We start from the raw sequence: 22,899 nt of genomic DNA on the forward strand, positions 1-22,899 counted from the left end.
GGCTAGCGCTCGCGTGATCGTGGGCTGAAGACGTCGTTCAAGCCGTCGCCGACCAAGTTGATGGCAAGGACGGCGAGGGCGAGAAAGAGGCCGGGGAACAAGGTCGACCACCACGCAGTCCGCATGATCTGCTGTGCCTGATGGAGCATCAAGCCGAGACTGATCTGGGACGGGTCGCCAAGCCCGAGATAGCTCAGTCCTGCCTCCAACAGCATGGCCTGACCGACCTGAAGCGTTGCGTTGACGACCACTGGCATGAGCGCATTGGGCAGGATTTCGACGAAGATCAGAAACAACGTACTGGCGCCGGCAACGCGTGCCGCATCGACGAACTGGCGGTTTCTCAGGCTCAGGAACTCCGCCCGGACGATGCGTGCGAGCTCCGGCCAGGAGAGCAGCGAGATCGCCAGTATTATGTTAACCAGGTTGGCGCCAAAGAAGGCGACCAGCACCACCGCGAGGAAGAATCGTGGAATGACCTGAAAGATCTCGGTCACACGCATCAGAACGTCATCCACGCGGCCGGTGAAGAAGCCCGCCACTGAGCCGATTGTGATTCCGAGCAGGGTAGCCACCGCGGCCGCGATGACACCGACGATCAGGGAGACCCGGATACCGACCAGGACGCGGCTCAGAAGGTCGCGGCCGAGTTCGTCGGTGCCCATCAAGTGTGCGAGGTTTGGCGGCTCCAAGGGGTTGCCGGCGTTGGTGTCAGTGGGGGAATGAGCGGACAGCCAGGGGCCGGCCAGCGACAGGACCAGGAGCAGGACCAGTATAGCAAGCCCCAGGGTCGACAGGCGGTTGCGCCTGAAGATCGCCCACACGCCCGGTGCCCTTGCGACCGGTGTCTCGAGATCCGCCGCCTGCGTCATTTGTATACCACTCGCGGGTCGAGCAAGGCGTAGATCACATCGGTGATGACGTTTGCGGTGATGACCATGATCGAAAGGACGGTGAAGAGGCCCAGCAAAACCGGATAGTCTCTTGCCATGATCGCTTCATAGAGAAGGCGCCCGGTGCCCGGCCAGGCGAAGACGGTTTCGGTCAGGACCGACCCGGCCAGCATGAAGCCGAAATTCAGACCGATTACGGTGACCACCGGCATCATCGTGTTTGGCAGCGCGTGCCGCCATGCCACGCGCCTTTCGGACACGCCCTTAGCTCTCGCCGTGGTGATGTAGTCGAGGGTCATCGTTTCCTGCATTTTCACCCTCGTCAGTCGAAAGATCAGCGTCAGGTGATAGACGGAATAGGTCGCGGCCGGGAGGACCAGATGATGCAGCAGGTCCATCAGCCTTCCGAATCCCTGACTTGGCGCGCGGAGTGAGTACATGCCCTGGACCGGGAACCAGGCCAGGTGCAAGGCAAAGATCAGCAACAGGATCTGACCGAGCCAGAACACCGGCATCGAATAGCTGGCCAGAGCGACGAACGTCATGGCGTTATCGCCGAAGGAGTAGGGGCGCCGCGCGGCGGCCACGCCGAGGAGGATGCCGAGGCCGCTGGACAGCACCAGCGCCGTTCCCATCAACAGGAGGGTCGGCGGCAGGCGGCTGACGATCAGATCGATGACGTCCTGGCGGTAGCGAAGGGAGTATCCGAGATCGAACTGGATCGCTTTATAAAGATAGAGGCCCAGTTGCTCGATCAAAGGTCGGTCGAGGCCGAATTCGGTTCGCAACTGCTCCAAGTACTCCTCGGTCGTCTCCATGTTGCCGGTGAGCACGTCGAGAGGATCGCCAGGTGCGCTGTGAATCAGGAAGAAGTTGATGATGATAATGACAAAAATAAGGGGGATCGCCTGCAGAGCGCGGCGCAAGGCGTAGATTAGCAGGTGGGTTGCCGCCATCAGACGATCCCCGGAAGTTTACGAGGGAGAGAGGTGGTTCAGAGGGATTCGGCCCGAATCCCTCTGCGCCTTGCTTAGTCGTTCAGGTAGGCGCGCTCGCGCGACTGAATGTACCCGAAAGGAGTCGTGATAACGTCCGCGAAGCGCGACGATACCAGGTTCACGACCGGCACCTCGAACAGAGGCAGGGCCGGCAGGTCGGCGAACAGTATTTCCTGGGCCTGGCGCCACAGGGCCGCCCGCTCCTCACGGGAGGTGATGGCGTGCTCCTTGTCGAAGATCGCATCCAGATCGGGGTTGGAGTAGCCCATGCCGTTCACGAAGGGGATCTTCTTGATCTGCTTGCTGTGATAGCGGGGGGTGATGCTGATGGTCGGATCGGGGCCGGTGGTGAACAGTTGATGCGCCATGTCGAAGTCCCACTGCCGGAAGACCTTTTCAATGAAGGCGGACCGGTCGGAGGCTTCGATGCGCACGTCGATGCCGACTTTGCTTAAATTGTCCTTGATGATCTCGGCGGCCCGGCCTTCGTATTCCCGGCCGGTCGCCCAGGCAATCCTCAGGCTGAAGCGGATTCCATCAGCATTCCGAGCGTGCCCGGCCTCGTCGAGCAGTCGATTGGCGGCATCGACATCCACGTTGGTATAGAGGTCGTTCCGGTCGTCGAAGATCCAGCCAAGGCCGCTGTTGACATGGCTGTGAGCAACCCGGCCCTCGCCGAACAGGGCTTTCTCAACGATGTTCTTCCGGTCGATCGCGTGGGCAATCGCGCGACGAACACGAACGTCTTTGAGAAACTCGTTCCTGTGGTTGAAGAGCAGGAACTCGTTCGTCGCCGCCCCTTCGCCGCCACGATCGACAACCTTGAAGGCATCGTCCTTGCGGAAGCGGGCGACTTGGTCGTATGGCACGATGTACCAGTGCAGGAAGTCGACTTCTCCGCGCTCAAAGGCGAGAAGACGGGAGGCTGCGTCGGGGAGAAACTGAACGATGACCCGGTCGAGATAGGGCTGCCCATTCTTGAAATAGTCGTCGTTACGCTCCAACTCGATATAGCTGCCGCGCTCCCATTTCACGAACTTGAAGGGTCCGCTTCCGATCGGCGCAAAGTTCGCCGGGTTGGTCTTGGGATCGGTTCCTTCGTAAACGTGCTTTGGCAGGATAAGCGTACCGGAGCCGAGGACGTTCCCGATTACTGTCATGAACGGCGCGTAGGGTTCTTTAAGCGTGATCTCGAAGGTGAAGCGGTCTGTTGCGACCGCGGAAGCGACATTGCTGTACCAGGATGCGGCGCGGGGGTGAACCTTCGCTATGATTTCATTGAATGTGAACTCGACATCTTCGGCGGTTACCTGCACGCCATCATGCCAAGTCGCATTCTCCGCAAGGTGAAAGGTGTAAACCAGACCGTCATCGGAGATGGCCCAGCCGGTTGCCAGGTCGGGCTGCGGCTCGAAGTTGAAGTCAATCGAGATCAGGCCATTGAACACGTTGGAGGCCACCATCAAGGCCGTCGTGTCGGTTGCCATATGAGCGGTTGCGGTCGACGGCTCACCCTCGATGCCGATGATGAACGTGCCGCCTTGTGTCGGTTCGGATGCGGCCGAGCCGCTCATGGTTCCGGCAATCGACAAGGCAATTGTCGCAGCGGCGATACGTAAGTGCTTCATGCGGTGGATCCCCCTGTCCTATCAGCAGTCTGCCGACCAGGTGACGGCCGCGGTTCGCCCTTTATTTGCGGTCCGTTCCGGCTTCCCTTGGCGGGAGCCTCGTTATCGGCTGGTCAAACCAATAGGCAAAGTGAAGGACACTTTCTGTTGAAACTGAAGCGACTAAGGGAGACCATCGGAAAATTCGATTGTACTGTTCGCGGGGGACGATGCGTAGCAAGCCGACAGGTGGTGGCATGCTATGCTATCAAGATCGTCATTCGCCGAAAGAGTCGGCCCGGGTGGGTTACTTCCGGCAGCCGTTGACGGTGTGAGCCGTTCTTTGGTGCCGAGGCTACGAAAGCGGGAACGGTCGAGGGTGCGTCCGCTGCGTCCTCAATCCTTTTGGTGGAAACCCGGGATGACCAATCCTGGCAGTCAATTCTCTTCTCGGGGTTAAAGAATGGAGCTTCCGCCGGAGTTCAACTTAAAGGCGCTACGGATATTCTCCATGGTGGCCGAGTCCCGCAACATGACAAAGACGGCGCGTCTGCTGAACACCACTCAATCGAGTGTGTCGGAAGCAATTGCGCAACTTGAGGGGGCGCTCGAAGCGGACCTGTTCGATCGCAACACGCGGCCCATCAAGTTGACGCATGCCGGAGTTCGTCTCTATCGGGTGTCCGGCGAGGTCTTGCGGGCCACGGCAGAGGCTTACAACGCCGTCCGCGAAGTGCGAGAGGTGGGGCTCTCCAGCTTGACCGTGGCAATGGTCGAAAGCATGGCAAATATTCTAGGGCCCGTCCTGGTCGACGAGATGAGTGACATATCGAACCGATGGCGGATCTGGGTCGGCAGTTCTCTGAACAACCATGCCGAGCTGTTGAACCACGCCGCCGACATCATCATCACCGCATCGGATGAACTGGATGATATGGACAGCCTGGAGCGGCATGCACTTGTCCGAGAGAATTTCATCGTCATTGTACCCAAATCCTGGCGGCTCAAGCGCATCGACCTGGAGGATCTGAGCCGGCGGCCCTTCATACGCTATTCTCAGCGCTCTGCAATCGGCCTTAAGGTGGAGCGGCAGATCAATCGGATGAAGCTGGATCTGCCGTTCCGAATGGAGTTCGACAGCATTGCCGGCTTGCATTCCAGCGTTGCAAAGGGGCTCGGCTGGAGTCTTTCCACACCATTGTGCCTGATGAACGACGTAGGCGTCCTGGATCGGGTGGAAGCCGTGCCGCTGCGCCGCCACGTCTTTTCGAGGATCCTTACCATGATTGGACGAAGCGGATATCTGGGGGCCGCACCGGAGAGGCTTGCCGGATCGGCCCGGGAAACGCTGCAGGAGATGCTTGTCGGCACGTTGTTCGGGCGATGGCCCTGGCTTTCCGGCGAGATCGATATCCTCGATTAGAACACCCGTCATGGCGAGGCGTGGCTCTGGCGCCGTACTCGGGTCGCCTCGACTGCTTCCGTCTAAGCGGCCCGCCTGTCCGGCCTAGGAAGGTGCCGCCTCGTACGTAGCAGGGGGGCTCGATCAGTGGATGCGCGGCGACGAAGGCCTCGTCAGCCTAGATGTGGTGACCTGCCAAAAAGGGCTCGTGGGAGATGACGGCATCGTCAGGAGGCCCGATACCTCAGAACAGCTTCCAGAAAAGCGTGGTTCGTTGCCGTTCGGCCTCGTTGACCGCGAGAGACAATCATGCGGAGAATCGTGCTGCCGGCAAAGTCAGCGCCTAACCACCCCGCTGATCGGCGAGACAGGAATTCCGCTCCTGGCGCCAAGCGGCTGTCCGCCGATGTGAGACTGCCCGTCTGAAAATGCGCATATGTGAGACACTACGGTCTCTGTGGAGCCTCATGTAAAGACGCTGAGCCTCGGAGACGAGGTGGAGTGACGGATCCTCCGGGCGTGGGGTGGACTTAGGTTACGAAGGAAGGCCGGGGCGTGCGATTCGGACATCGACGTTGGCCGCGTCCAGGGCGGCGGCGAGCGCTTTTGGCGGCGCGGCATCCGTGATGAGGATGTCCAAGTCCTCCAGCGGCGCGATCTTCATCAGCGACATGCGTTGGAACTTGGCGGAGTCGCAGAGCGCGATCTTGAGGGCGGCGCGCCGCAGGTAGACGCGTTTCATGTCCACTTCCTCGAAGGAATAGTCGAACAGCCCTTCGCTTGTGACCCCGGACACGCCTATTACGGAAACGTCGAACCACAAGGCCTCGAACTGTGCCACGGCCGAAGGACCGCAGACCGATTGCTCGCCGTCGCGCAGCCGGCCGCCGGCGATGTAGACGTCCGCGGCCGTACCATCGAGTTCGGCGGCGATCCGCATGCTGTTGGTGAAGATCTTGGTGTGTTCCAGCTTGCGCAGCAATGTCGCCAAGAGAAATGTGGTGGTGCCGACGTCCAACGCGATGGTGCGGTACTTCGCGACGATCTCCGCGGCGGCGCCTGCTATCGCGAGTTTGGCCTCCCGCCTCTGTTGGAGGCGGGAGTCGAAGCTCGGCTCGTCCTTGTCCATTGTGACCGGGGGCGGCGCGCTGGGCGCGATGGCGCCACCGTGGACGCGCACCAGGCGTCCTTCGCGTTCCAACTCGATCAGGTCGCGCCGTATCGTCATATCCGATACATCGAGTTCCGCCGCCAGGGCAGAGACGGTAACGGCGCGCTCCGCCGAGAGCTGGTCGAGAATGCAGAGATGCCGCTTCCGCGTGGGGATTCGGGGACGCGATTCCTTCGGGCCGGCGGTGTCTCCCGCCTGATTCAAGTGATTGGTATCGTCAATCATGGCGTAATCCTGCGGGCGATGAGGCACGTATTGCAAGCCAGCTTAGCATGCCGCCCGTGGAACGAACATATTCGATTGTGATTGTGTTTATTTTTGTTCAAGGCTCTGCCTCTATCTGGGGCTTTGCAGACTTCGCGATCTCCTCAACGCCGGCTTGCCTTCATCTAAAATCTAAGGTTTTAAATGGCTTTAGATGTGCCAACCCGCGAGGCGACGAATCAGAATACGACGCTGTTCCGCGCAATCCCGCTTGATCGAATCTGAGATTTGTTCCAACATAATCAAACAAAAATGTGCTCATCATTGTTTGTTTGTGACGAAGCGATCAAGGATGGCGCAAGTTGTTTCCCAAACCTATGGAACAGGGGTGCGATCGATGAACCAGCTGTCTGCAATGAAGTGGCGTTTAGGTGCGCCGCAGTCGAGCCTGCGAAATGCGGCCGTTTCGCTTGGAAGCCTGGCGGTTGCCGTTGTCCTGGCGGCAAATGCCGCGCCGGCGGCGGCCGGCCAACTGGCGGCGCCCGCGGAGCTCGCCGACAAGGGGACCATCACCTATTGCGCGACGCTGGATAACCCGCCGCGCGCCAACTACGACACCGAGCGGCGTCCGGTCGGATTCGAGGTCGAACTCGGCACCGAGATCGCCGCCCGCATGGGGCTTGAGGTCAATTGGGTGCAGCTCAAGTTCGTCGGCCTCATCCCGGCGCTGCAGGCGCAGCAGTGTGACGCGCTTATGCAGGAACTGTTCATCAAGCCCTCGCGCCTCGAGATTATCGAGATGGTTCCGTTTTCGCGGACCGGCCAGCGCATCGTGGCGCCCAAGGACAATGCCGAGACCGTCGACAGCCTCGAGGCGCTGTCAGGCAAGAAACTGGCCGTTCCGAACGGCACGACCATCCACAATCTCGCCAATGAAGCGAACGAGAAGCTGAAGGCCGAGGGCAAGCCGGAAATCAATCTGGTCGTCCTGCCCACGACGACCGAAACCTTCCATCAATTGGCGACCGGCCAGGTCGAATACGTCGGAACCACGACGACGGCGGCGTCCTACTACGTCGGCTTGCGGCCTGAGGCGTTTCGCCTGGAAGGCCAGCCGTTCGGGCTGATCCTCACCGGGATCGGTATTCGCAAAGGCAACGAAGAGCTCGTTTCGGCGATCCAGGCCAGTCTCGACTCCATCATGGCGGACGGGACCTATACGAAGCTGATCGAAAAGTGGAACATGCAGGGATCGGAACTCTGATATGGAGTTCGACTGGTATTTCTTCTGGGACCGCCTGGTAAACCCGGGAGATGCCTTCCTGATGGCCCTTGGCCGAACCGTTGCGATGGCCGTCCTGGCGATGTTGCTGGGGCTGGCCATCGGAACGCTGGTGGGCTTCGGACGGTTGTCGCGCTTTAAGCTGCTGAGTGGCCTCTGTGCGTTCTACGTCTGGCTGGTTCGGGGCATTCCGGTCCTGGTGCTGCTGGTGTTTTTCTTCTCCGGCCTCGCGGCGGCCGGGTTCTTCAGGTTCTCGGATCTTACAATTTTCGGCATCACGCTCTCGGCCTCCTTCCAGGCTGCCGTGATCGGCCTTGCGATTCACGAAGGGGCCTATATGGCCGAGATCGTGCGTAACGGGATCCAGGCAGTGGCGCGCGGCCAGATCGAAGCGGCGAAATCCTTGGGGATGGGAACCCTCATGGTAACGCGCCGGATTGTCCTGCCCCAGGCCACGCGCGTAATCGTCCCGCCACTCGGCAACGACTTCAATCACATGCTGAAGACGACCTCGCTGGCGAGCGTGATCGGCGTGCAGGAGATATTTCTGCTTACCGAGAGTATGTCGGCGGTAACCTTCAAGACTTTCGAGCTGCTGATTCTGGTCTCGCTCAACTACCTGCTCCTGACCACCATCTGGAACATCGTACAAGGCATCATCGAGACCAGGCTGCGGGCCCACGAACTAGACGAAGCTGTCTCCGGCTGGCGTCAGAGCATGAGCTACTATCTGCTCGGCCGGGCCGGGGCTGACGACAGGCGATGACTATGGACGATCGATCGAATTGGCTGGTTCGCGCGGAGAACCTGGACAAGTGGTTCGGCGAGCACCAGGTGCTGAAAAGCGTGAGCCTGAATGTCTCCCGGGGCGAAGTCGTCTCGATCATCGGCCCTTCAGGTTCGGGGAAAAGCACCTTTCTGCGTTGCATCAACCAGCTCGAAACCTATCAGGGGGGGCGGCTGTTCGTGGCCGGCGATCTCATCGGCTATAGCGAAAGGCAAGGCAAGCTGGTGCCTTTGGGCAACCGCCAAATCGTCGCCCAGCGGCGCCACATCGGCATGGTGTTCCAGCAGTTCAACCTGTTCTGGCATATGACGGTGCTCGAAAACATCATCGAGGCGCCGGTGCTCGTGCTTGGGCAGTCGAAGAAGCAAGCTATCGACAGGGCGATGTCGCTATTGGAGCGTGTCGGCTTGGCGGAGAAGGCGCACGCCTATCCGCTCAAGCTCTCAGGCGGACAGCAGCAGCGCGCCGCCATTGCCCGTGCCCTCGCCATGGATCCCGACCTGATGCTCTTCGACGAGCCCACCAGCGCTCTCGATCCCGAAACGACCGGTGAAGTGCTGGCGGTGATCAGGGAACTCGCCGAAAGCGGCATGACGATGATGATCGTCACGCACGAGATGAACTTCGCGCGCCAGATCTCCGACCGCCTGGTCCTGATGGAGGACGGGCGGATCGAGCACGAGGGCTCGCCGGATCATTTCTTCGGCTCCGCCCAGAGCGACCGCCTGAAGGCCTTCCTCTCGACCATACATTAGCCTCTCGCTCGTTCTCGACCCGCCTCTGGCACGACGCGGCGCCATGGTTTACCGGCGCCGCGCCGTGGCGGCGCCTTACGTCATGTAGACGCCGCCGGTCACATTGATGCCCTGTCCGGTCATGAAGCGCGCGGCGTCCGAGGCGAGGAAGACGACGACGTCGGCGACGTCCTCGGGGGTTTCGAGGCGTCCGAGGGGGGTCTGGTCGATGTAGGATTGCAGGACCGCCTCCGGTGTCGTGCCGAGCAGTTCCGCTTCCCAGGCCGCCTCGCGGTCCTGCATCGGCGTTTTCACGAATCCGGGGCATACGGCGTTGACGCGAATGCCGTCGGCCGCGACCTCGCGCGCCAACGCCTGTGTCCAGCCGATGACGGCGAACTTGCTCGCGGAATAGTGGGTCAGCAGCGGGGCGCCGACCTTGGCGGCAAGCGATGCGGTGTTGACGATCACGCCCTTCGTGCCATGGGCCAGGAAATGGCGTACGGCGGCCTGGTTGGTCAGAAAGACGCCCTTGGCGTTGATCGAGAAATTGAAGTCCCAGTCCGCTTCCGTCAGATCCACCGCCCGCTTCATGCTCGAAACGCCGGCATTGGCATGCACCACCGTGATGGGGCCGAGCGCGGCGGCGGCTTCGTCGAAGACCCGCGCGACGGCGGCGGCATCGGTCACGTCCAGGCCAAAAGCGCGCGCTCTCGGACCGATTTCCGCAGCGACGGCCGCGGCGCCCTGCTCGTCCTTGTCGGTGACGGCGACCTGCGCTCCTTCTCGGCCAAAGGCCAGGGCGGTGGCGCGGCCGATGCCATTTGCTGCGCCTGTGATCAGAACGGTTTCGGTTTTCATGGGGACCCCGCTGTTTGTTAATCCTGTAATTTTCCGACGGGGAAGCTCAGGATTCAATAGATTTGTGAGTGAAATAACAAAATTTGATTGATTAATCACAAACTATGTGATGTTTTTCACATCAGAAGGATGTTGCGGATCGATGACCAGCGAAAGCGAAATCAAAACCACGAAGCCGGAGAAGCGCCTTTCCGGACCGGACAGGCGTGACCGGCTGGCCTTGCTTCTGGCCCAGTCCGGCTACCTGTCGATCTCTCAACTGGCCGAGCACCTGAATGTGTCGGAAATGACCATTCGCCGGGACCTCGACCAGATGGTGGAGAAAGGGGTTGCGGAGCGCGCGCATGGCGGTGCGGTGCCGATCACCAGCACGCGGACCTGGGGGATCGATCTCCTGGAGCCGGAAATCGACGAGCGCATCCAGCGCAACAGCGATGCCAAGGCGCGCATCGGCAAGCTGGCCGCGAGCCTTGTGGAGCCGGGACAGACGATCGCCCTGGACATCGGCTCGACCGCGCTGTGCATGGCCCATGCCGTCAAGGACATGGACATCCGGGTTTTCACCTACAGCTTGAAGATTGCCCTGTTCCTGTCGTCGGGGGTGCCGCGGCTCTATATGCCCGGCGGCGAGATCCGCGGCTCCGAACCCTCGGCCGTGGGATCGATGACCCGCAATCAGCTCAAGAGTTTTCGCTTCGACTGGGCGTTTCTCGGGGCCAGCGGGCTCGCGAACGAGGGCCTCTTCGACTACTCGCTGGAAGATGCCGAAGTGAAGCGGGCGATGATCGAATCCGCGGAGCGGCGCGCAGTGCTGCTCGACAGTTCGAAGTTCGGGCGCCTTTCGATCGTCAAGATAACCGATCTCAGTTCGATCAATGCCCTGGTGTGCGATCAGGAGCCAACCGGCAGCCTCGCGGAAAAGCTTCACGAGGCTGGTGTCAAAGTGTGCGTTGCCGAGTGACGCATCGTTTCAGAAAGAGGACCTTATGATTTTCGAATGCTTCGGTGAAAAACGGAAAGTTGTAATAGCCATGGCGCACATCGGAGCGCTTCCGGGCTCGCCGCTTTACGATGCCGATGGGGGCATGAACAAGCTCATTGACGATGTCCTGAGCGATATCGGCAAGCTGCAGGCCGGCGGCGTCGATGCCATCATGTTCGGCAACGAAAACGACAGGCCCTACCTGCTGAACGCGACTCCTGAGAGCATCGCCGCGATGACCACTGTCGTGAGTGTGGCCAAAGAGGAAATCAAGGTCCCCTTCGGCGTGAACTACCTGTGGGATCCGGTTGCTTCGGTCTCCATCGGCGCCGTGACCGGCGCTTCCTTCGTGCGTGAGATTTTTACCGGTGTGTTCGCTTCCGACATGGGCGTCTGGGCACCTGACTGCGCGACGCCGATGCGTCTGCGCCGGAACCTCGGCCGCGACGACATGAAGCTGTTGTTCAACATCAATGCGGAGTTCGCGCACAGCCTGGACCAGAGGCCGATCGAACTGCGCGCCAAGAGCGCTCGTTTCTCCTCTCTTGCCGATGCCATCCTGGTGTCCGGTCCGATCACCGGCCAGCCGGCGGATTCCTCCGATCTGCGCAAGGTTGCGGAAGTGATCGACGACGTGCCCGTCTTTGCCAATACCGGCGTCAACATCGACAATGTCCAAGACGTTCTCTCCGTGGCCGACGGCTGCGTCATCGGTACGCATTTCAAGGTCGACGGCAATACCTGGAACGCCGTCGACGGCAGCCGGGTGAAGCGGTTCATGGACGTCGTCGAAGGGCTTCGTTAGGGCGTATCATGTCCGCGGTTCTCGGCATCGATATCGGTACGACCTCGACGATCGGCGTGATTCTGCGCCCGGACGAGGAGGGCCTTTGCCTGGCCTCGCGGCCGGTGACCTTTCAGGCGCCGCAACCGGGTTGGGCGGAGGAAGATCCCGAAGAGTGGTGGGCCAACGTCTGCGCGATCGTTCCGCAGCTTCTTAGCGAGAGCGGGATGAAGGCCGACGACATTGCCGGAGTCGGTGTCGCGGGGATGCTGCCGGCCGTCGTGCTGCTGGATGAGGAGGGGCGCGTATTGCGCCCCTCGATCCAGCAGTCGGACGGACGTTGCGGGCGGGAGGTCGAGGATCTGCTGGCGGAGGTGCCGGAATCCGATTTTCTCGCCAGGGCCGGCAACGGCATCAACCAGCAGCTCGTGACCGCGAAGCTGCGGTGGATAGAAAAGCATGAACCTGACGTGTTTTCGCGGATCGCCACGGTCTGCGGATCCTATGACTACATCAACTGGCGGCTGACGGGCCGCCGCGCCGTCGAGCAGAACTGGGCGCTGGAAGCCGGCTTCGTCGACGTGCATGAAAGACGGCTTTCCGCCGATCTTATCGCTCTTGCCCACATTCCCGAGACGGCGATACCGCCCCTGGTCGCATCGCACGAAGTTCTCGGGCAGGTAACCGCGCAGGCCGCGGCGCAGACGGGTCTGAAGGCTGGCACGCCGGTGGTCGGCGGAGCGGCGGATCACATCGCGTCGGCTTTTGCCGCCGGCATCGCGGGCAGCGGTGACGTGCTGCTGAAGTTCGGCGGCGCCGCGGACATTCTCATCGCGACGGAACGGGCCGTGCCGGACCCGCGCATGTACCTGGACTATCACCTGGTCCCGGGTCTCTATATGCCGAACGGCTGCATGGCGAGCGGCGGGTCGGCGCTCAACTGGTTCGTCGATCACTTCGCGGCCGGCGAGACGGCCGCCGCCGCCCGCGAGGGGGTGACGCCCCATGCCTACTTGGACCGCCTGGCGGAGGAGATCCCGCCGGGTGCCGGCGGCGTTCAGGTCATTCCCTATTTTCTGGGCGAGAAGACGCCGATCCACGATCCGGATGCCCGCGGCATCGTGACGGGGCTCAGTTTCAATCATCGCCCGGCGCATATGTGGCGCGCGCTCCTGGAGGGCTTCGGCTACGCCTTTCGCCACCACATCGAGGTGTTGAACGACATGGGGCACCCGACGCGCCGCTTCGTGGCCTCCGACGGTGGCGCCCGCTCCCGGCTGTGGATGCAGATCGTCGCGGACATCCTGCAGCAGCCGGTTCAGCTTCTCACCGGTCATCCGGGGTCCTGCCTGGGGGCGGCCTGGATGGCGGTGATCGGATCGGGCCTCTCGCAGGACTGGACCGGTTCCCGCAAATACATCCGGGAAGGCGAGGTGATCCGGCCAAACGCGGCGAACGCCCAGGTTTACCAGGAGGGCTACGGGCGTTTTCGCCAGACGTACCGCGCCATGGCCGCCGTCGAACCCAAGAGCAGACCATGAAGATCGAAGCCATCGCGTGGGACATCGACGGAACGCTGATCGACAGCGAGCCCACCCACTTGAAAGCCCTGATCGCGACCTGCGACGGCTACGGCGTCGATATCTCGGACCTGCCGGAGGATACCTTCGTCGGAGTCAGCGTCCATGGAGTCTGGGAAGCGCTTGTGCGGAGATTTCCGGCCCGCCTGGGGCGCGACGAGTGGATCGCCAGGATCAACGACCATTATCGAAAGCTCCGCCGCGAACTTCGGATACAGCCTTTTGCGGTGGAGACCATTCTGAAAGCGCGAGACCTCGGGCTTCGCCAGGTCGCGGTCTCGAACTCCAACCGCAGCGTCGTGGACGTCAACCTGGAGATGCTGGGCGCCAGCGGCATATTCGATTTTTCCTTGAGCCTCGACGACGTGGCCAAGGGTAAGCCGGACCCAACTCCCTATCGCCTGGCGGCCAACCGTCTGGGGCTGGTCCCGCAGCAGGTGGTGGCTGTCGAAGACAGCGAAACCGGCCTGCGCAGCGCCGCCGCGGCCGGATGTCTCGCCGTCGCCATCTCGGCGGACGGCGTGCGGCTATCTCCGGCGGATCGCCGGATCACGGGCCTGGACGAACTCCCGGAGATTCTCGCCGCCGCGAGGAGCGGTTTGGCGACGGCCTGAGTATTTTTCCGAAGAAACAGCACAATGACGTGGAGGCAAAAGGACAAAACGATGAATAGGAAAGCAAAGTATCTTCTGGGAAGTTTCGCAATCGGCTGCTTGCTAACGGCGACTGCGAGCGCAAGCGAGGCAGCGGAACTCAACATCATCATCGAGGAAGTGCCCGAGTACGATATCGTGCGTGAACTCAGCAAGGAGTTCACCAAAGCACATCCCGATATCACCATCACCTTTGACGCGATGCCGTTCGATGCGATGCGGGACAAGATCCTGACGTCCTCTCTGGCGCCCTCGGCGGTCTACGATGTGATCATCGTCGATAATCCCTGGATGCAGCAGTTCGCCCGCGCCGGCTACCTTGAGGAACTGGACGGGCGCATTGCCGAAAGCCAGGGCTACGACTTCGAGGACTTCATCGAGCCGATCCGCAACGTCGGCGTGGTGGATGGCAAGATCTACGGCGTTCCCTACTACAACTATGCCCTGGGGTTGATTGTCCGCCAGGACATCTTCGACGAAAAAGGGCTGACCGTTCCCTCGAACCTGGAAGACTATGTCTCGGTGGTGAAGGAACTCACGACCGATGGGATGGCGGGCGTCGCGATGCAGCCGCAGCGTGGCTATAAGATCATGGAGGAATGGAAGAACTGGCTCTATGCGACCGGTGGCGAAGTGACCGACGAGTCGGGCAATGTCACCATCGACAGCCCGGAGGCCGCCCAGGCCCTGAACCTCTACATCGAGACCTACAAGGCCGCCGCGCCGGAAGGCTCCTTGAACTGGGGTTTCGACGAGGCGCTGCGGGCGGTGGCTTCCGGCCGCGCCGCGACCATGCTCAGCTACAACTGGATGCTGCCGACCTTGAACAAGAAGGACGGAATCGCGGGTGATCTCGCCGGTAAGTTCAAGCTCTACGAGGTGCCGGGCGGAAAGGCGGTCTTGGGGGCCTGGCACTGGTCCGTCACCGCAAATTCGGAGCAGAAGGACGCCGCCTGGCAGTTCGTCTCCTGGATCACCAGCAAGCAGGTCGACAAGCAGCGTGTCATCGCCGGTGGAGCGCCCATGCGGACGAGCGTGGTCTCGGACCCTGAGGTTTGGGAGCAGGGATTCGGCGAGGAATACTACAAGACCGTTCTGTCGATTCTCGAGGACGCCGCGCCGCTTGCAACCGGCAACAGCGCCGAGGAGGTCATCGAGATCGTGGGGACGGAGCTTAGCGCCGCCGTTTCCGAGCAGAAGTCCGTCGAGGACGCGCTTAAGGATGCGGCACGCCGTGTCGAGCGCGCCCAGTAATCCGCAGTTGGCATACGGCCGGAGATTTTCTCCGGCCGTTTGCTTTTGAGGAGCCGGCCCGCGTGTCGCTGCGTCTTCGTCTGATCCTGCCGCTGGCCCTGCTGCTCGCGGGCATCATGATCTATCCGCTGGCTTTCTCCGGCTGGATATCTTTGCACGACTACCGGCTGACCCGAATTGACGATGTGCGTTTCGAGGGCAGCGGCAACTACGAGTTCATACTCTCCGACGGTTCGTTCTGGAACGCGCTCAGCAACACCTTCGTTTTCGTGGGCGGCGCGGTCACCTTGGAACTGGTCATCGGCCTCGGTTTGGCGCTGCTGCTGCAGAAGCTGGTGCGGTTTCAGAACGTCGCTCGCGCCATACTACTGGCGCCGATGTTCATCACGCCGATCGCCGTCGGGTTGATGTTCCGCTTTCTTCTGAATTCCGAACTCGGCGTGATTCCCCATTATCTCGCCGCTCTGGGCATCACCGTAGACTGGTTCGGCCCGGATCTCGCCTTGTTCAGCATCATCCTGATCGACGTCTGGCAGTGGACGCCGTTCATGGTTCTGATGCTCCTGGCGGGGCTGGAGGCCTTGCCGCGGTCGCCTTTTGAGGCCGCCAGGGTCGATGGCGCCTCGGCCTGGCTGACCTTCCGCAAGTTGACCCTGCCGATGTTGCAGCCGGTGATCGTCGTTGCCGTCATCATCCGGGCACTGGATGCCTTCAAGGTCTTTGAATATGTCTATGCGATTACGCGCGGGGGTCCCGGCGACGCGACGGAGACCATTCAGTTCTTGATCTACAAGACCGGATTCCGGTTCTTCCGGCTCGGCGAAGCCGCGTCGATGGCGTTCGTCCTGGTGACGATAACCCTGGCGCTGGTTGTTGCCCTTTATATGTCGACGAGACGCAGGTGAGGCCCGCGGTATGAAGACCAAGCGATACTCGGCGAAAATCGCACAACTGGCCGTCGAAATTGTCGTCGCCGCGGCGGTGGCGGTGGTGCTGTTCCCCTTTATCTGGATTTTCCTCGCCTCGATCAAGCCGTCGCACCTCGTATCCGAACCGGACGTCTGGGTTTTCACTCCCTCGCTCAGCAACTGGATCGAGGTGGTCGCCGGCTCGGAAGTCCCCCGGAACGTCCTCAACAGCCTCATCGTGTCCGTATCGACGGTGGTGATCGCGCTGCTGGTCGGATGCCCGGCGGCCTACTCCTTTTCGCGGTTCAAGGCGGGCGGAGCTTCGCGCTTCGCCATCCTGGCCGCGGAAATGATGCCGCCGGCGATCCTGATCCTGCCGCTGTTTCTGGTCTTCTACCGGCTGGGGCTGATTGACAGTCTGGCGGGCGTGATCATTACCCATCTGACGCTCGTCGTTCCGGTCGTCACTTGGTTCCTCATCAGTTTTTTCGACGAGGTGCCGCGCGAGCTGGAGGAGCAGGCGATGATCGATGGCTGCACCCAGTTCCAGGCCTTCTGGCGTGTCGTGCTGCCGACCATCCGCCCGGGGATCGCGGCTGCGTCGGTTTTCGGCTTCGTACTGTCGTGGAATGACCTCTTCTACGCGCTCATCCTGACCGGTGGCGAGAGTCGCACGCTGCCGGTGGCCATAGCCGGGTTCTGGACCTTCCGCGGCGTGGATATGGGAAAGATGGCTGTGGCCATCCTGCTTGCCGTCGTGCCGATTCTGGTCGTTTCCTTCTTTGTTCAGAAACATCTGATCCGCGGCCTCGGCGGCGGTGCAGTCAAGACGTGAGGTTCCGCCTATGGAAGGCGCCCAACTGATACAAGTCACCAAGAAATTCGGCGCGGTCGAGATACTCAAGGGCATAGATCTCACCATCCAGCCCCGCGAATTCACGGTCTTCCTCGGCCCTTCGGGGTGCGGCAAGTCCACGACCCTGCGGCTGCTGGCTGGCTTGGAGCGCCAGACGTCCGGCGAGATCTGGATCGCCGGGCGCAATGTGTCCGATCTCGAGCCAAGGCAGCGCGACGTTGCCATGGTTTTCCAGAACTATGCGCTTTATCCCAACATGACCATTGCCGAGAACATGGGGTTCGGCCTGAAAGCGCGGAACATGCCGAAGGCGGAAATCGCCGACCGGGTGGAGAAGGTAGCGCGCCTGCTGTCCTTGTCGGACCTTCTGGACCGCAAGCCCAAGCAGCTTTCCGGCGGCCAGCAGCAACGCGTGGCGATTGGGCGGGCGATCGTCCGAAATCCGAACCTCTTCCTCTTCGACGAACCTCTGAGCAATCTCGACGCGAAGCTGCGGGTCGAGATGCGCACGGAGTTGCTGCGGCTGCACCGTGAACTCGGTGCGACCACCGTCTACGTGACGCACGACCAGGAAGAAGCCATGACCATGGCGGACCGCATCGTGGTGATGAACGGTGGGCAAATCGAGCAGATGGGAACGCCCGCCGACATCTTCTTTCGGCCCGCAAGCGTCATGGTGGCCGGGTTTGTCGGCAGCCCTTCGATGAATTTTCTGCAGGGAACCGTGGCGGACGGCAGGCTGGTCACCGAACTGGGAGCTTTCGGGATCGCGACCGGCGGCCTGCCGGAGAAGAGCCCGGTGACGATGGGCCTCAGGCCGGATGACTTCTACTTTCCGGAGGACCTGGCCGGGGAGGAGACGGCAGGCACCATCGATTTCCTGGTCGAGTTCGTCGAGTTGCTGGGCGCGCGCGGAATCGTGACGCTGCGGAAATCCGGCATTGTTATGAAGGGGGTATTCGAGGAGCGCTTTCTGCAGCGGTTGCAGGAGGGCTCTGAGGTGCGCCTCGCGGTTTCCCGCAACAGGCTGCACCTTTTTGATGGCGTTGAAGGTACCCGCTTGGGGGACGCGGTCTAAGGGGCAGAGCACGCGCGTACCCTTCGCGTGGCGTTCTTCTCCTGCGGTCGGCTAGACTGTGGGGCGGTGTTCGGCGCAGAGCCGGCACCGACCCCGAACCTAGCAAGGCAGGCCGCCCATGATGAACCTTGTCGCCCCGACCGAGCTCCTCTTGACCGTCGATATTCTTTCGGTGGTGGTTTTTGCGGTTTCCGGCGCCCTGACGGCCTCGCGCAAGAGCCTGGACGTCGTCGGTTTCATGTGGCTCGCCGTGCTGACCGGCGTCGGCGGCGGCACCGTGCGCGACCTGCTCCTGGATGTGCCGGTCTTCTGGATGGTCGCGCCCCATCACATCGTCGCCTGCCTCGTCACTGCCGTGGCGGTGCATTTCTCGGCCCATCTCGTTGAATCCCGCTACCGCCTGCTGCTCTGGTTCGACGCCCTGGGGCTCGCACTGGTCACCGTCGCCGGGACCGCCAAGGGCCTGGACAACGGCACCGGCGCGGTGGTCGCGGTCGTCATGGGCGTGATCACCGGCACGGTGGGCGGGATCGTGCGCGATCTCGTCGGCAACGAGCCCTCGGTCATCCTGCGTCGTGAGATCTACGTCACCGCCTCGGGGCTCGGCGCCTGTACCTACGTGGCCCTCGCGGCACTGGCGCTGCCCAGCCTGGCGGCGGGTGCGGCGGGCGTCGCGGTTACCTTCGCGGTGCGCGGCTTGGCCATCACCTACAACTGGTCGATGCCGGCATACCGCCGCAGGGACGGCCGCAAGGTCGAGGAGATCGAGGGCTTACGGAAATGACGCGCGGGCGGTCCAGAAGCTGAATCGCGGGGCGGGCGCCGGGGCGTCCGGCAGCAGCGGCCCGGTCGGGCCCGCCGGCTGTCGCTGCGCCGCGCGGCGGGTGTGCAGGCCCCCGGCTTGACACCTGGCGGGACGACGAATGGAGATCGAGCGCGTGCCGCCCCGGGTCACGGCGCCGTTCCCTGCGGCGCCGGGGGAACGGAGAGAGGGCCGCCGGGATGGAAGAACATGCCGAGTTGGAAGCTCTCGGCGATGCGCTGCGCACGCTCGATGAAGACGGCGGCGATATCGGGCGGACAGACCTCTTTGGCGGTTTTCCGGAACAGCGCCAGCCACTGGGTGAAGTGCTCCGGACGGACGTCCTTCAGCCGCATGTGGGCAGGCAGTGGCCGGCCCTTGTAGCGGCCGCTCACCAGCGTCACGGATGACCAGAAGTCGCACATCTTGGCGAGGTGGTCGTCCCAGCGTTCGCCGATGACCCGGTCGAAGATCGGGCCCAGGACGGCGTCGGCGCGGACCTTGTCATAGAAGGTATGCACCAGCGCCCGTATCATCTCTTCCGTGATGTCCGGGTGCACCGGCCGCCGCAGCAGGTTCCGGGCTTCGGGGGCGGGATTCGGTGATGTCATGGCAAGTTTCCCCGCAGTGGCACAGGCAAGGCGTAAGCTTCGCGGATCAGCCTAGTTGGCTGCGGTTCAGTAAGCAATATGAAAAATACTTCTTTTAAGAAACCCGCCCCGGCTAGGGGTGGTCCGTGGGGGTGTCGAGGCGCCGGGACCAATCCTCGACGCTATGGCGTTCCAGGCGCCTGCGCGCGAGGCCGCGCCAAGACGGGGCGAGAGGGGACAGTTCGGCGAGCTGGCGGAGCAGGTCCCTGTCGAGGGTGTCGTGGTAAAGAACCTGCAGGATGCGCGCCAGGGGCCAGTCTTCCGCGCAGCGGTCGACGAGGGCGAAACCGTCGCCGGGCCCGACGCGGCCTTCGTCCAGAACCCGGTAGTACCACCCGGTGCGTCCCGATTCCTGGACGCGGCGGGCCATCGTCGGAAGCCCGAAGCGCTCGTTCAGCCGCCAGCACGGTTGCCGGGCCTGAGTGACCTGTACCGTCGCCGTTCCAAGCCGGTAAACGTCACCGATGCAGACGTCGGCTTCCGTTATCCCTCGGGTCGAGATGTTCTCGCCAAAGGCGCCCGGGGCCGCGAGGTGTCCCGCGATCCCCGGACATTCCGCTCTCCAGGCCGGATAGTGGTCCAAAGCGTAGTGGTGAACCGCCTTCTCCGGGCCGCCGTGATGCTTCCTGTCTCCTTGCTCGTCTCCCTCCAGGCCGCTTCGCGCAACTTCGACGGCGCCGGACACCGGCCGCTTGAGAATACCGCTCGCAACGCCGCGTCGGCCCAGTGGAGCGAGCTTTCCGACGAGGGCGGCGACGATTGAGAGTTGCACGGCGGGGGATCTTTTCTCTTTGACGGATGGCTATCGAGTTCGGGCGCTTTTCTCGCTGCGCGCCGAGCATAGCGGCCTGTACCAGCCGGCGCCAGACAACCGCCTGCACTTCGGCGATGCCGGCCGATCCGACCGGCGGGGCGAGTGCCGCCAGCTAAGCGAAGCCCGTCGCAGGGCGGGGACCAGGGCGATTTCCACCGGCCTTGGCGTCAAAGCGGCGGTCTCCCTGAAAGGCTTTGGCTTTCCCGCTTGACAACGGGGTTGGGAGAGGCAATCTAAACACATTATGATGGCTTTTCCGATTACCTCGAACTTTCTTCGACTGGGCAATCCTCTCGCAGGACATTGACCCCCGGCTCGGCCATCGTGCGTCCCCCGAGCCTGGGGGCGAGGCTTCCCATTTCATAGCCGTTTATAGCTTTGCCGGGCTTTTTTAGCCTCCAAGGACGCTCCAAACATCCGATCTCAGTGCGAACCAGGAGCCGCTAGGGCCTGGGCGGAAGCGCCCGGCTGCCTCAGCGCACAGGAGGTGGTCTTGCTCGAAAATACTGCTTCTCAGTCGTTGCCCAACATCGTCGTGTCCGATAGCGACTACGATCAGTTGGTCTCCATTGCCTCGGCCGCGCTCAGGCGCATACCCGAAATCGCGGAGTCCCTCCTTACCGAATTGGAGCGCGCCAAGGTGGTTTGCGCGGAGGGATTGCCGCGCGGCATTGCCCGCCTGGGCTCAACCGTCACCTTCTCCTCAGACGAAGGGCTGCCCCAGCGGGTGACCCTCGTCTTGCCGGTCGATGCGAACATCGTCGATGGAAAGATCTCGATTCTGACTCCGGTGGGAATCGCACTTCTGGGCCTTTCCAAAGGCCAATCGATCATGTGCCGAGGGCGAAGCCAGCAGCGGCGCCTGACCGTGCAGGCGGTCGAATAGCTCCGCGCGTCTCAAGGACTGATTTTCAAGTTGTGGCGGCCCAGGCCCGGGCTTCAGCGCGGGCTTGGCCGCACGGAGGTAAACGATGAGCAGATACGCAACGTGCCAACTGACGGCGAGGGACTTCGTTGTCCTGCAAAACCTCGTCAGCAGTCAGCGCCTCGGCGCCGCACGGCTTCAGGAGCAGATGTGCGAGAAGCTTGCCTCGGCCGTGGTTCTCGCCCCGGCCGAAATCCCGGCGCAGATCGTGACACTGGACTCTCGGGTCCGCTTTCGGCGCGAGGGCCGGCTGGCGGAGACCCGGGTCGTCTCCGTCAGCGACGACAGCCACCCCTTGGGCGCGGCTCTCTCCGTGACGACTCCCTTGGGGCTCGCCCTGCTGGGCCGGCGCCCGGGAGACAAGGTCACGGTTCAGGATCTCCATGGAGAAGACACGCGGGCGGAAGTCATCGCAGTCATCTATCAACCCGAAGCGGCCGAGCGGCGGCTCCGCCCCGCTTGAGCCTTGGCTATAGCGACCGGAAGCGGAGCGCCGCAGGGCCGGACCGACGACGACCGGCCGCGACCGCATCTGGGGCCGGCCTACCTGGAAAGCAAAGCGATACACCGAATGACACGGCCTTGCAGACTGAGTAAACAGGACCGCCATTCGAGGATTCTCGATGAGACCAAGTCCTGTGTCTTCGTGCGGATATCCGATCTTGCGGACCGGCTCGGCGTCTCCACGGAAACCGTGCGCCGGGATCTCGACGAGCTTTCCGAGAGCGGCCTGATCGATCGGGCCTACGGCGGCGCCACGGCGCCGTTGCCGAGGGGCGCGAAGGCCGGCGGCCGCGTGGCCGATGGCGGCGGCGTCGATGAAGCGGCCGCAATTGGGGCCGCAGCCGCCCAACGTGTGAAGCCTGGACAGACCGTCATGCTGAGCGGAGGCGGTATCGTTCTGCACACTGCGCGAGAGCTCGCGCGGCTCTCGGTCAACCTGATCGTCGTCACCAACAGTGCCGCCATTGCGGCGGTGGTCGCGAAGAACCCGACTATTCAAGTGATTCTCCTGCCCGGGGTCTACAATCCGGCGGAAGGCTGCGTCGGCGGCGAGGATACCGTCGAGTACTTGAAGCAGTTCCATGCGGACGTAGCCGTCGTCGAGGCCTCGGCGCTGACCAGGGAAGGGCCCTATGAGGAGACCTCGGTTGCCGCCACGGTGAAGCGCGCCATGCTGCAGCGGGCGGCGAAGAAGGTGCTGGTCGCCGCCGGAGTGGCGCAGTGGTGCAAGCCGGTCCGCAAGGTCTGCACGTTGGGCGCCGTAGACGAAGTCGTGGTTTACGAGCGCCTGGCGAAACCCATCGCCGCGGCGGCGCGCAGGGCCGGTACGGCGGTCTCCAACGCCTCGTCCTTTCACACCCCAAGCAGAAGCCGGACGGCCGCCGGCGGCGCGTAGCCTGGGCACGCGTCCGCAAGCCTTCCGCAGCCGGCTGGGGCGGGGAAGGGCCACCGCTTGATACGGTCAGGTGGGTGGGGACGTTGGGCCGCGCCGCCCCGCGGATTGCCAACCAGCAGCAAATCTTTGCGGCGTCTGATTCGCCGCGTCATTGAATCAAATCGGGAGATTGTTGCCGGTGCCTTGGATCGAGAGGCGCCGGGGCGGATCGTATCGATTCCATCGATAGTGGGAATCGAGATTATTTGATTGATCAAAAATGCATGTTTTAAGAT

General features: G+C 62.4%; 23 protein-coding genes. 16 read left to right on the forward strand and 7 right to left on the reverse strand.

Annotated elements, in window-relative coordinates:
• Window positions 1-2: 2 nt before the first annotated feature.
• From AAFN88_RS10575 to AAFN88_RS10585, 3 genes are all read right to left on the reverse strand, one after another.
• Window positions 3-872, reverse strand: coding sequence for an ABC transporter permease (locus tag AAFN88_RS10575; protein WP_347520267.1), 870 nt, complete (start codon window positions 870-872; stop codon window positions 3-5).
• A complete protein-coding gene (locus AAFN88_RS10580; protein WP_347520268.1) occupies window positions 869-1,849 on the reverse strand; it encodes an ABC transporter permease in 981 nt (326 codons plus the stop codon). Before AAFN88_RS10580 ends, AAFN88_RS10575 begins: the two co-directional genes overlap by 4 nt.
• A 74-nt stretch (window positions 1,850-1,923) precedes the next feature.
• A complete protein-coding gene (locus AAFN88_RS10585; RefSeq protein ID WP_347520269.1) occupies window positions 1,924-3,519 on the reverse strand; it encodes an ABC transporter substrate-binding protein in 1,596 nt (531 codons plus the stop codon).
• Between the two features lie 442 nt (window positions 3,520-3,961).
• Between AAFN88_RS10585 and AAFN88_RS10590 the strand changes: the two genes are divergently transcribed.
• Window positions 3,962-4,921 carry a LysR family transcriptional regulator gene (locus tag AAFN88_RS10590; RefSeq protein ID WP_347520270.1) on the forward strand — a complete coding sequence of 320 codons (960 nt, stop codon included), beginning with the start codon at window positions 3,962-3,964 and terminating at the stop codon, window positions 4,919-4,921.
• Window positions 4,922-5,435: 514 nt separating this feature from the next.
• Here the strand turns inward: AAFN88_RS10590 and AAFN88_RS10595 are convergent.
• A complete protein-coding gene (locus AAFN88_RS10595; RefSeq protein ID WP_347520271.1) occupies window positions 5,436-6,296 on the reverse strand; it encodes a DeoR/GlpR family DNA-binding transcription regulator in 861 nt (286 codons plus the stop codon).
• Window positions 6,297-6,672: 376 nt separating this feature from the next.
• Between AAFN88_RS10595 and AAFN88_RS10600 the strand changes: the two genes are divergently transcribed.
• Genes AAFN88_RS10600 through AAFN88_RS10610 form a run of 3 tightly spaced genes read left to right on the forward strand, consistent with a single transcriptional unit; the run spans window position 6,673 to window position 9,099 of the window.
• Window positions 6,673-7,539, forward strand: coding sequence for an ABC transporter substrate-binding protein (locus tag AAFN88_RS10600; protein ID WP_347520272.1), 867 nt, complete (start codon window positions 6,673-6,675; stop codon window positions 7,537-7,539).
• Between the two features lies 1 nt (window position 7,540).
• A complete protein-coding gene (locus tag AAFN88_RS10605) occupies window positions 7,541-8,323 on the forward strand; it encodes an amino acid ABC transporter permease (protein ID WP_347520273.1) in 783 nt (260 codons plus the stop codon).
• A 2-nt stretch (window positions 8,324-8,325) separates the two neighbouring features.
• Window positions 8,326-9,099 carry an amino acid ABC transporter ATP-binding protein gene (locus tag AAFN88_RS10610; RefSeq protein ID WP_347520274.1) on the forward strand — a complete coding sequence of 258 codons (774 nt, stop codon included), beginning with the start codon at window positions 8,326-8,328 and terminating at the stop codon, window positions 9,097-9,099.
• Between the two features lie 75 nt (window positions 9,100-9,174).
• Here the strand turns inward: AAFN88_RS10610 and AAFN88_RS10615 are convergent, their stop codons facing one another.
• Complete coding sequence (locus tag AAFN88_RS10615; RefSeq protein WP_347520275.1) at window positions 9,175-9,939, reverse strand: SDR family NAD(P)-dependent oxidoreductase; 765 nt, start codon at window positions 9,937-9,939, stop codon at window positions 9,175-9,177.
• Window positions 9,940-10,081: 142 nt separating this feature from the next.
• Here AAFN88_RS10615 and AAFN88_RS10620 point away from each other — a divergent pair, with 142 nt between their 5' ends.
• The 9 genes from AAFN88_RS10620 (at window position 10,082) to AAFN88_RS10660 (ending at window position 18,818) form a co-directional block, all read left to right on the forward strand.
• Complete coding sequence (locus AAFN88_RS10620; protein WP_347520276.1) at window positions 10,082-10,900, forward strand: DeoR/GlpR family DNA-binding transcription regulator; 819 nt, start codon at window positions 10,082-10,084, stop codon at window positions 10,898-10,900.
• Window positions 10,901-10,925: 25 nt separating this feature from the next.
• Window positions 10,926-11,726 carry a BtpA/SgcQ family protein gene (locus AAFN88_RS10625; RefSeq protein ID WP_347520277.1) on the forward strand — a complete coding sequence of 267 codons (801 nt, stop codon included), beginning with the start codon at window positions 10,926-10,928 and terminating at the stop codon, window positions 11,724-11,726.
• 8 nt (window positions 11,727-11,734) lie between these two features.
• Entirely contained in the window at window positions 11,735-13,246 is a 1,512-nt protein-coding gene (locus AAFN88_RS10630; RefSeq protein ID WP_347520278.1) for an FGGY-family carbohydrate kinase, read from the forward strand.
• Window positions 13,243-13,899 (forward strand): HAD family phosphatase, encoded by a 657-nt coding sequence (locus tag AAFN88_RS10635; protein ID WP_347520279.1) that lies wholly within the window; start codon window positions 13,243-13,245, stop codon window positions 13,897-13,899. Before AAFN88_RS10630 ends, AAFN88_RS10635 begins: the two co-directional genes overlap by 4 nt.
• A 51-nt stretch (window positions 13,900-13,950) precedes the next feature.
• Entirely contained in the window at window positions 13,951-15,192 is a 1,242-nt protein-coding gene (locus AAFN88_RS10640; protein WP_347520280.1) for a sugar ABC transporter substrate-binding protein, read from the forward strand.
• Window positions 15,193-15,254: 62 nt separating this feature from the next.
• Complete coding sequence (locus AAFN88_RS10645) at window positions 15,255-16,097, forward strand: sugar ABC transporter permease (protein ID WP_347520281.1); 843 nt, start codon at window positions 15,255-15,257, stop codon at window positions 16,095-16,097.
• 10 nt (window positions 16,098-16,107) lie between these two features.
• A complete protein-coding gene (locus AAFN88_RS10650) occupies window positions 16,108-16,935 on the forward strand; it encodes a carbohydrate ABC transporter permease (RefSeq protein ID WP_347520282.1) in 828 nt (275 codons plus the stop codon).
• A gap of 10 nt (window positions 16,936-16,945) precedes the next feature.
• Window positions 16,946-18,034, forward strand: a complete 1,089-nt coding sequence (locus AAFN88_RS10655) for a sn-glycerol-3-phosphate ABC transporter ATP-binding protein UgpC (RefSeq protein WP_347520283.1) — start codon at window positions 16,946-16,948, stop codon at window positions 18,032-18,034.
• 118 nt (window positions 18,035-18,152) lie between these two features.
• Window positions 18,153-18,818 (forward strand): trimeric intracellular cation channel family protein, encoded by a 666-nt coding sequence (locus AAFN88_RS10660; RefSeq protein WP_347520284.1) that lies wholly within the window; start codon window positions 18,153-18,155, stop codon window positions 18,816-18,818.
• Between the two features lie 167 nt (window positions 18,819-18,985).
• On the opposite strand, the gene AAFN88_RS10665 is transcribed toward AAFN88_RS10660, so the two are convergent.
• A complete protein-coding gene (locus tag AAFN88_RS10665; RefSeq protein WP_347520285.1) occupies window positions 18,986-19,447 on the reverse strand; it encodes a group III truncated hemoglobin in 462 nt (153 codons plus the stop codon).
• Between the two features lie 112 nt (window positions 19,448-19,559).
• On the reverse strand, window positions 19,560-20,258 hold the full coding sequence (locus tag AAFN88_RS10670) for an MOSC domain-containing protein (RefSeq protein WP_347520286.1): 699 nt from the start codon (window positions 20,256-20,258) through the stop codon (window positions 19,560-19,562).
• A gap of 535 nt (window positions 20,259-20,793) precedes the next feature.
• On the opposite strand from AAFN88_RS10670, the gene rnk reads away from it, so the two are divergent.
• The 3 genes from rnk to AAFN88_RS10685 all read left to right on the forward strand — a co-directional run bounded on the left by rnk (window position 20,794) and on the right by AAFN88_RS10685 (window position 22,624).
• Complete coding sequence (gene rnk / locus AAFN88_RS10675) at window positions 20,794-21,186, forward strand: nucleoside diphosphate kinase regulator (protein WP_347520287.1); 393 nt, start codon at window positions 20,794-20,796, stop codon at window positions 21,184-21,186.
• Between the two features lie 85 nt (window positions 21,187-21,271).
• Window positions 21,272-21,688 carry a GreA/GreB family elongation factor gene (locus AAFN88_RS10680; RefSeq protein WP_347520288.1) on the forward strand — a complete coding sequence of 139 codons (417 nt, stop codon included), beginning with the start codon at window positions 21,272-21,274 and terminating at the stop codon, window positions 21,686-21,688.
• A 108-nt stretch (window positions 21,689-21,796) separates the two neighbouring features.
• Window positions 21,797-22,624: a DeoR/GlpR family DNA-binding transcription regulator gene (locus tag AAFN88_RS10685; protein WP_347520289.1), complete on the forward strand. Its 828-nt coding sequence runs from the start codon at window positions 21,797-21,799 to the stop codon at window positions 22,622-22,624.
• Window positions 22,625-22,899: the final 275 nt, after the last annotated feature.

The sequence above is a fragment of the Pelagibius sp. CAU 1746 genome (assembly GCF_039839785.1).
GTDB lineage: Bacteria > Pseudomonadota > Alphaproteobacteria > Kiloniellales > Kiloniellaceae > Pelagibius.